Below are 6,174 nucleotides of genomic sequence, written 5' to 3' on the forward strand. Positions count from 1 at the left end.
GGGACGGAGTGTCAAGCACCCCAACATCCGCGCGGGCGCTTTCATCCGCATCCACCCGGCCGCTCCGTGCGTGCTCGGACTGGAGCCGCGCTCGCGAGGCGATCAAAGATGCGGGGACATGCGACGCCTGCTCCTCGCCTCCCTCCTGTCCGCCACGGCGGCCTCCGCCGCACCCAATGTCCCGCCAGGCTACGTCCAGGCCTCCGACTGGCTCGACCGCACCCGTCAGCCGGAGCGCTACGGGCCTCTCAACGTGCTCGACGGCCGCGACTCCACCGCGTGGTGTGTCAGTGGAGACGCACCCGCGTCCTTCACCTTCGGTTTCAAGGACATCGTCACTGTGGACGAGGTCCGCGTGTACACGGGCGACGGCTCGGACCGGGCCGCGTTCAAGGCCCGCGCCCGGGCGCGGAAGCTCACCCTGACCGGCATCAAGGAAGCACGCAGCGTCCGCGTGGAGGACAAGCGCGGGCTCCAGGTGGTGCCCCTCAAGCCCGGACTTCGGGGCGCCCGCTTCACGCTGGAGGTGTCGGAGCGCTTCCCGGGCGCCAAGGACGACGCGCCCGTGTGCGTCACCGACATCGTCTTCTACGCTGGCGGGAAGGCCCTCAATGGCACCTGGCTGGCGCCCAAGCTGCGCTACAACGGCCGGCTGGCGCCGCTGCTCGGCACCTGGTTCGGTGGCCTGAAGGGGGCACCGCACCGCTTCCTGTCCTTCTACCTGGACGGAACCTACAGCCTCACCGAGGAGCCCCTGGAGGGTGAGGTGTCCACGACAGTCAGTGGCGCCTACACGCTGTCCGGAGAGAAGCTGTCCCTGGACGTCCCCCCGCACGGGCGGGTGACGGTGCGCTTCCCGCGAGGGGACTCCGAGGGGACACGCCCGCCGGATGCGTCACTGGCGTTCGACGGGCCCGTCGCCGAGGCCTGGGGCGAGGAGTTCCGCAGCCAGCGGTGAGCTGACGGGCTGGCTGCCGCCCGCCCGGTTTCCCGGGGGGCGACGCACTCCGCCTACAGAGCGGCCATCTTCCGCTTCGCGCCGAAGTGGCGGAAGAACGCGATGATTTCCTCGACCGCGACCTTCACGTCGGTGGCGTCCTGGAATTCGGATTCCAGGAAGATGCCGCCGCAGGACTCGCAGGTGTCGTAATGCAGCGGATGTTGGCGGTCGCCACCGTCCACGCGGACGAGGTCGACCTGGCACTCGGGGCACTGACCGGTCAGTGCCTCCGCATCCACCTTGCCGCCCTGGCTCTCCAGCCCGGGGAGGTTGTTGTGGAGCAGGACCCGGTTGAGGTCCGCGACGTCAATCCAAAGGCCGCCGCAATCTCCACACTTTCGCAACGTCTGATCATCCCCCTCGAGATCGGACATCTCGACGTTGCAGCTGGGGCAATCCATGGGGCGGTTCCATTCTCCTGTTGGGGGGGAGTGGTGTTCTCCCCAGTCGATGGGAGAATGATAGGTCGCGCGAAATTTCGGATGCAACCCGCCTTGTGCCTTCTGTTGGCAACGCGCCGTCCCGTCGCCCCCCGGCCCCTCAGCCCTACGCCTTCTCGCGGCGGATGTCCGCACCCAGGGCGCTCAACTTGCGCTCCAGGCGCTCATAGCCCCGGTCCAGGTGGTAGACGCGACTGACGTCGGTGCGGCCCTCCGCTCGCAGCCCGGCCAGGATGAGTGACGCACTCGCCCTCAAGTCCGTTGCCATGACGGGCGCGCCGCTCAGGCCCTTCACACCCTTCACCACCGCGGTGGGCCCCTGGATGGTGATGTCCGCGCCCAGCCGGTGCAGCTCCGGCACGTGCATGAAGCGGTTCTCGAAGATGTTCTCGCTGATGACGGACGTCCCCTGACTGACCGACATGAGGGCCATCAGCTGGGCCTGCATGTCCGTGGGGAACCCCGGATGCTCCGTGGTGGTGATGTTCACCGCGTCCAGCCGCTGGGGCGCCTTGCAGCGCAGGCCGCTGCCCTCGGTGGTAATCGTGCACCCGGCCTCGCGCAGCTTCTCCACCAGCGCGTCCATGTGCTCGGGCACCACGCGCTTCACCAGCACGTCGCCGCCGGAGATGGCCGCCGCCACCAGCAGGGTGCCGGCCTCGATGCGGTCGGGGAGGATGGCGTGCTCCACCGGCTTCAGCCCGTCCACGCCCTCGATGGTGATGCTGGACGTGCCCGCGCCCTCGATGCGCGCCCCCATCTTGTTGAGCACCTTGGCCAGCTCTTCGACCTCGGGCTCGCGGGCGCAGTTCTCCATGAGGGTGCGGCCCTTGGCCAGCACCGCCGCCATCATCACGTTCTCCGTGCCGGTGACGGTGATGACGTCGAAGTTGACGGTGCCACCCTTGAGCTGCTTCGCCGTGGCCTCCACGTAGCCTTCCGTGAGGTGGATGTCCGCGCCCAGCGCCTTGAGCCCCTTGAGGTGCTGGTCGATGGGCCGCGCGCCAATGGCGCACCCGCCCGGCATGGACACCCGCGCCCGGCCGAAGCGGGCGACCAGCGGCCCCAGCACCAGCACGCTGGCGCGCATCGTCTTCACCAGGTCGTACGGCGCCTCCGGGGTGATGTGGCCGTTGACGCCGACCCGGCAGACGTCCGTCGTCTCCGAGTCGCGCTCCGCGTCGCAGCCCATGGTGCGCAGCACCTTGAGCATGGTGGCGACATCCGCCAGGGCCGGCACGTTGCGGTAGGTGGATGTGCCGTCGGCCAGCAGCGCCGAGGCGAGGATGGGCAGCGCCGCGTTCTTCGCGCCCGAGGCCTGCACTTCGCCGTGCAGCGCCTGGCCGCCCTTGATGACGATCTTGTCCATGGTTCCCTGCGTCTTCAGCCCTGTGGCTCGCTGGCCACGGGCTGTGTCCCAAATGCCATCCGTTCCCGCCGCTCCAGGTCCTTCTCCACCCGCGCGTCCGCGTAACCCGCGGCACGCAGGAGCTCCAGGACGGCGGGGCCCTGGTCCTCGCCAATCTCCAATGCAAGGAGGCCGCCAGGCTCCAACCACTGGCGCGCACCCGTCACCACTCGGCGCACCGCCACCAGCCCGTCCGGCCCGCCGTCGAGCGCCAGCGTCGGCTCGCGTCGCACCTCGGCGGACAGGCCGGGAATCTCCCCGGAGGCGATGTACGGCGGGTTGGAGACCACCACCTGGAAGCGCTCGCCCGCGGGCACCGGGGTGAAGAGGTCGCCCTGCAGCACCGTCACCCGGTCCGCCACGCCCAGCGCCTGGGCGTTCTCCCGCGCCAGCGCGCAGGCGTCCGGAGACAGGTCGGTGGCGATGACGGTGGCCTGTGGCCGCTCGGCCGCGAGGCTGATGGCGATGCAGCCGGAGCCGGTGCACACGTCCAGCGCGCGGCCGGGCGCGTCCTTGGGAAGCATGCGCAGCGCCGCCTCCACCAACAGCTCCGTCTCCGGGCGCGGAATCAGCACCCGGGCGTCCACCTTGAAGGGGCGGTTGTAGAACTCACGCACCCCCGTCAGGTACTGCGTGGGCTCGCCCGCCATGCGCCGCTCGATGAGGGCACGGTAGGCGCCCAGCTCGTCCTTGGAGAGCGGGCGGTCCAGGTCCACGTACAGCCGGACGCGGCTGAGCTTGAGCACGTGCGACAGGAGGATTTCCGCGGTGAGCCGCGGCGCATCCACCTGTCGCTTCTCGAAGTGCTGCGTCGTCCAGGTGAGGACCCTGCGGATGGTCCAGGGCTCGCTGCTCATGCGGAGGGCTTCGGGCCGCCGGCCGTCTGCGCCTTGAGCGCTTCGGCCTGGTAGAAGGTCCGGCAGGCGGTGATGACGTCTTCCACGTCACCGGCCATGACGCCCGGCAGGTTGTGCACCGTGAGGCCGATGCGGTGGTCCGTCAGCCGGTCCTGCGGGAAGTTGTAGGTGCGAATCTTCTCGCTGCGGTCGCCGGTGCCCACCTGGGCGCGGCGCGCGGAGTCGCGCTCGTTGCGGATGCGCTCCTGCTCGATGTCGTAGAGCTTCGCCCGCAGCATGCGCATGGCCATGGTGCGGTTCTTCAACTGGCTCTTCTCCTGCTGGCACTTCACTACGATGCCCGTCGGGTGGTGGATGAGGCGCACCGCGGAGTCCGTGGTGTTGACGCTCTGGCCGCCCGAGCCCGTGGAGCGCATCACCTGCATCTCGATGTCCGCCGGGTTCACCTGCACGTCCACGTCCTCCGCCTCCGGCATCACCGACACCGTGATGGTGGACGTGTGGATGCGGCCCTGCGTCTCCGTGGCCGGCACGCGCTGCACGCGGTGCACGCCGGACTCGTACTTCATGCTGCTGAACACGGCGTCACCGGACAGCGTCACCGTGGCGTCCTTCACGCCGCCGGCGTTGCCCGGGCTCATGTCCAGGATGTCCGCCTTCCAGCCCCGGCGGTCCGCGTAGCGGAGGTACATCTGCATGACCTCCTCGGCGAAGAGGGCGGCCTCGTCACCGCCCGCGCCCGCGCGGATTTCCAGGATGACGTTCTTCTCGTCATTCGGGTCTTTGGGCAGGAGGAGAATCTTGAGGCTGGCCTCCAGCTCGTCGCGCTGTTCCTTCAGTCCGGGCAGGGACTCGCGTGCGAAGGCCTTCTCGTCGGCGTCGCTGCTGCCGAGCCATGCTTCGACCTCGCTGAGGTCGGCGAGCACCTTGCGGTAGGTCCTGAAGGCCTCGACCAGCTTCTCCAGGCCCGCGCGCTCCTTGGACACCTTCTGGAGCCTCGCCGAGTCGGCGAGCACGTCGGGGTTCGACAGGTCGGCGGTCAGGCGTTCGAACCGGCGTTCGACGTCTTCGAGTTTGTCAATCATCGTCGTTCCGGGGGGTATTGCCCCTTTGCACGGCCTCTGGCAAGGGCGGGCGGAGTCAAGAAATTCCTTGGACGCTTGGGCGGGAGCATGAAAAAAGGGCCGCCCTCACCGCGCTCAGCGGTCGGTTTCACATCACCTACACGGAGTCCTTCCACATGCCCGCCCAGAAGGGAAATCGTTCCAAGAAGAAGGTCGCCAACCGCGCCAAGGGCCGGAAGGCCCAGCTGAAGCGCCGCCGCAGCCGCGCCAAGAAGGGCCAGTCCAACAACAAGGTCTAGTGCGTTGGCTACTCCCTCCCTCGGACTTCGGGGGAGGGAGGCGGACGTGCCCACGGTTCCAATTCGGGCAGCATCCGCTCCACGCCTTCTGAAGACTCCGCCAGGAGCCGCAGCACCGCCTCCGCCGCCTCGCCCGTGACGGGCACCGGCTGGAAGGGCAGCTCCGGGAAGCGGTCGGTCCTCAAGGGCAGAATCTCGCTGGACAGGTAGCCGCCGTCGGGCCCGAAGTGGCCCTTCCACAGGGCGCCGCGCTTGTCGCGAGGGTTCCAGTTCCCCCCGAAGACGAAGTTCCCCAGCGAGTAGACGACCGGTCTGCCCTGGTACAGCTCCATGGCCTGGAGGACGTGCGGGTGGGCGCCCAGCACACCCGCGGCGCCCGCGTCGATGGCGACGTGGGCCAGGCGGACCTGGTAGGGCTCCGGGGTGTAGGTGCCTTCGCGTCCCCAGTGGAAGTAGGGCAGGACGATGTCCGCCTGGGCCCGGGCCGCGGCGATGTCCTCCCGGAGCATCTGCTCCATGACGGCCTCGTCGGAGAAGTGGCCAGCGACCCCAGGGGTCGTCTCCGTGGCGTAGACCCCGGGCGGTTCGATGTTGCGCGTGCCCAGGAAGAAGTAGCCCAGCAGCGCGACCCGCTGGCCGCCCACGGTGACGATGGCCGGGCGCCGGGCCTCCGCCAGGTTCCGGCCCGCGCCGAAGTAGGGGATGTGCGCCGCGTCCAGGGTGTCCAGCGTGTCGAGCAGGCCCTGGGCGCCGTAGTCCATCAGGTGGTTGTTGGCCAGGCTCACCACGTCCACGCCGCCGGCGGTGAGGATGCCCACCAGCTCCGGCTTCGCGCGGAAGTTGAAGTTCTTGGGCAGCTTCTCACCGCGCTCGGTGAAGGGGCACTCCAGGTTGACGACGAACAGGTCGGCGGCGTCCGTCAGGGGCTTCACCTCCTGGAACCCGTAGGCCAGCAGGGCGTCCTGGGGGCGGCCCTTGGCGGTCTCCGCGTCGTAGTGTGTCTGGTAGTTGTGGCCCAGCGTCACGTCGCCGCCCACGATGATGGACACGGAACGGGCGGGGGGCTCGGCCGCTGGCGCCCCGATGGGAGGGGCGGGCGCCTGGCC

The 6,174-nt window shown here is 69.3% G+C and carries 7 protein-coding genes; 2 read left to right on the plus strand and 5 right to left on the minus strand.

What is annotated here, in order from left to right; translation table 11 throughout:
- The first annotated feature begins 118 nt into the window (after positions 1-118).
- On the plus strand, positions 119-958 hold the full coding sequence (locus tag FMQ63_RS15060) for a hypothetical protein (protein WP_026114280.1): 840 nt from the start codon (positions 119-121) through the stop codon (positions 956-958).
- Between the two features lie 53 nt (positions 959-1,011).
- On the opposite strand, the gene FMQ63_RS15065 is transcribed toward FMQ63_RS15060, so the two are convergent.
- The 4 genes from FMQ63_RS15065 to prfA form a co-directional block, all read right to left on the minus strand.
- Complete coding sequence (locus FMQ63_RS15065; RefSeq protein ID WP_011554891.1) at positions 1,012-1,401, minus strand: zf-TFIIB domain-containing protein; 390 nt, start codon at positions 1,399-1,401, stop codon at positions 1,012-1,014.
- Positions 1,402-1,546: 145 nt separating this feature from the next.
- Complete coding sequence (gene murA, locus FMQ63_RS15070) at positions 1,547-2,809, minus strand: UDP-N-acetylglucosamine 1-carboxyvinyltransferase (protein WP_011554890.1); 1,263 nt, start codon at positions 2,807-2,809, stop codon at positions 1,547-1,549.
- A 14-nt stretch (positions 2,810-2,823) separates the two neighbouring features.
- Positions 2,824-3,705, minus strand: a complete 882-nt coding sequence (gene prmC, locus FMQ63_RS15075) for a peptide chain release factor N(5)-glutamine methyltransferase (protein WP_011554889.1) — start codon at positions 3,703-3,705, stop codon at positions 2,824-2,826.
- The gene (prfA, locus tag FMQ63_RS15080) at positions 3,702-4,790 is read right to left on the minus strand and encodes a peptide chain release factor 1 (protein WP_011554888.1); all 1,089 of its coding nucleotides are present in this window, start codon (positions 4,788-4,790) and stop codon (positions 3,702-3,704) included. The genes prmC and prfA overlap by 4 nt, the downstream gene beginning before the upstream one ends.
- A gap of 155 nt (positions 4,791-4,945) precedes the next feature.
- Here prfA and FMQ63_RS38410 point away from each other — a divergent pair, with 155 nt between their 5' ends.
- Positions 4,946-5,068, plus strand: coding sequence for a hypothetical protein (locus FMQ63_RS38410; protein WP_013941470.1), 123 nt, complete (start codon positions 4,946-4,948; stop codon positions 5,066-5,068).
- An 8-nt stretch (positions 5,069-5,076) separates the two neighbouring features.
- On the opposite strand, the gene FMQ63_RS15085 is transcribed toward FMQ63_RS38410, so the two are convergent.
- The coding region (locus tag FMQ63_RS15085) for a CapA family protein (protein ID WP_141276639.1) at positions 5,077-6,174 on the minus strand (1,098 nt) is incomplete at its 5' end.

The organism is Myxococcus sp. CA005 (assembly GCF_006518205.1).
In the GTDB taxonomy this organism is placed as follows: domain Bacteria; phylum Myxococcota; class Myxococcia; order Myxococcales; family Myxococcaceae; genus Myxococcus; species Myxococcus xanthus.

Excerpts from the sequence above, each read along its gene's own strand:
- FMQ63_RS15060 (WP_026114280.1), top strand. The coding sequence starts at position 119 with ATGCGACGCCTGCTCCTCGCCTCCCTCCTGTCCGCCACGGCGGCCTCC.
- FMQ63_RS15065 (WP_011554891.1), bottom strand. The coding sequence starts at position 1,401 with ATGGATTGCCCCAGCTGCAACGTCGAGATGTCCGATCTCGAGGGGGAT.
- murA (WP_011554890.1), bottom strand. The coding sequence starts at position 2,809 with ATGGACAAGATCGTCATCAAGGGCGGCCAGGCGCTGCACGGCGAAGTG.
- prmC (WP_011554889.1), bottom strand. The coding sequence starts at position 3,705 with ATGAGCAGCGAGCCCTGGACCATCCGCAGGGTCCTCACCTGGACGACG.
- prfA (WP_011554888.1), bottom strand. The coding sequence starts at position 4,790 with ATGATTGACAAACTCGAAGACGTCGAACGCCGGTTCGAACGCCTGACC.
- FMQ63_RS38410 (WP_013941470.1), top strand. The coding sequence starts at position 4,946 with ATGCCCGCCCAGAAGGGAAATCGTTCCAAGAAGAAGGTCGCCAACCGC.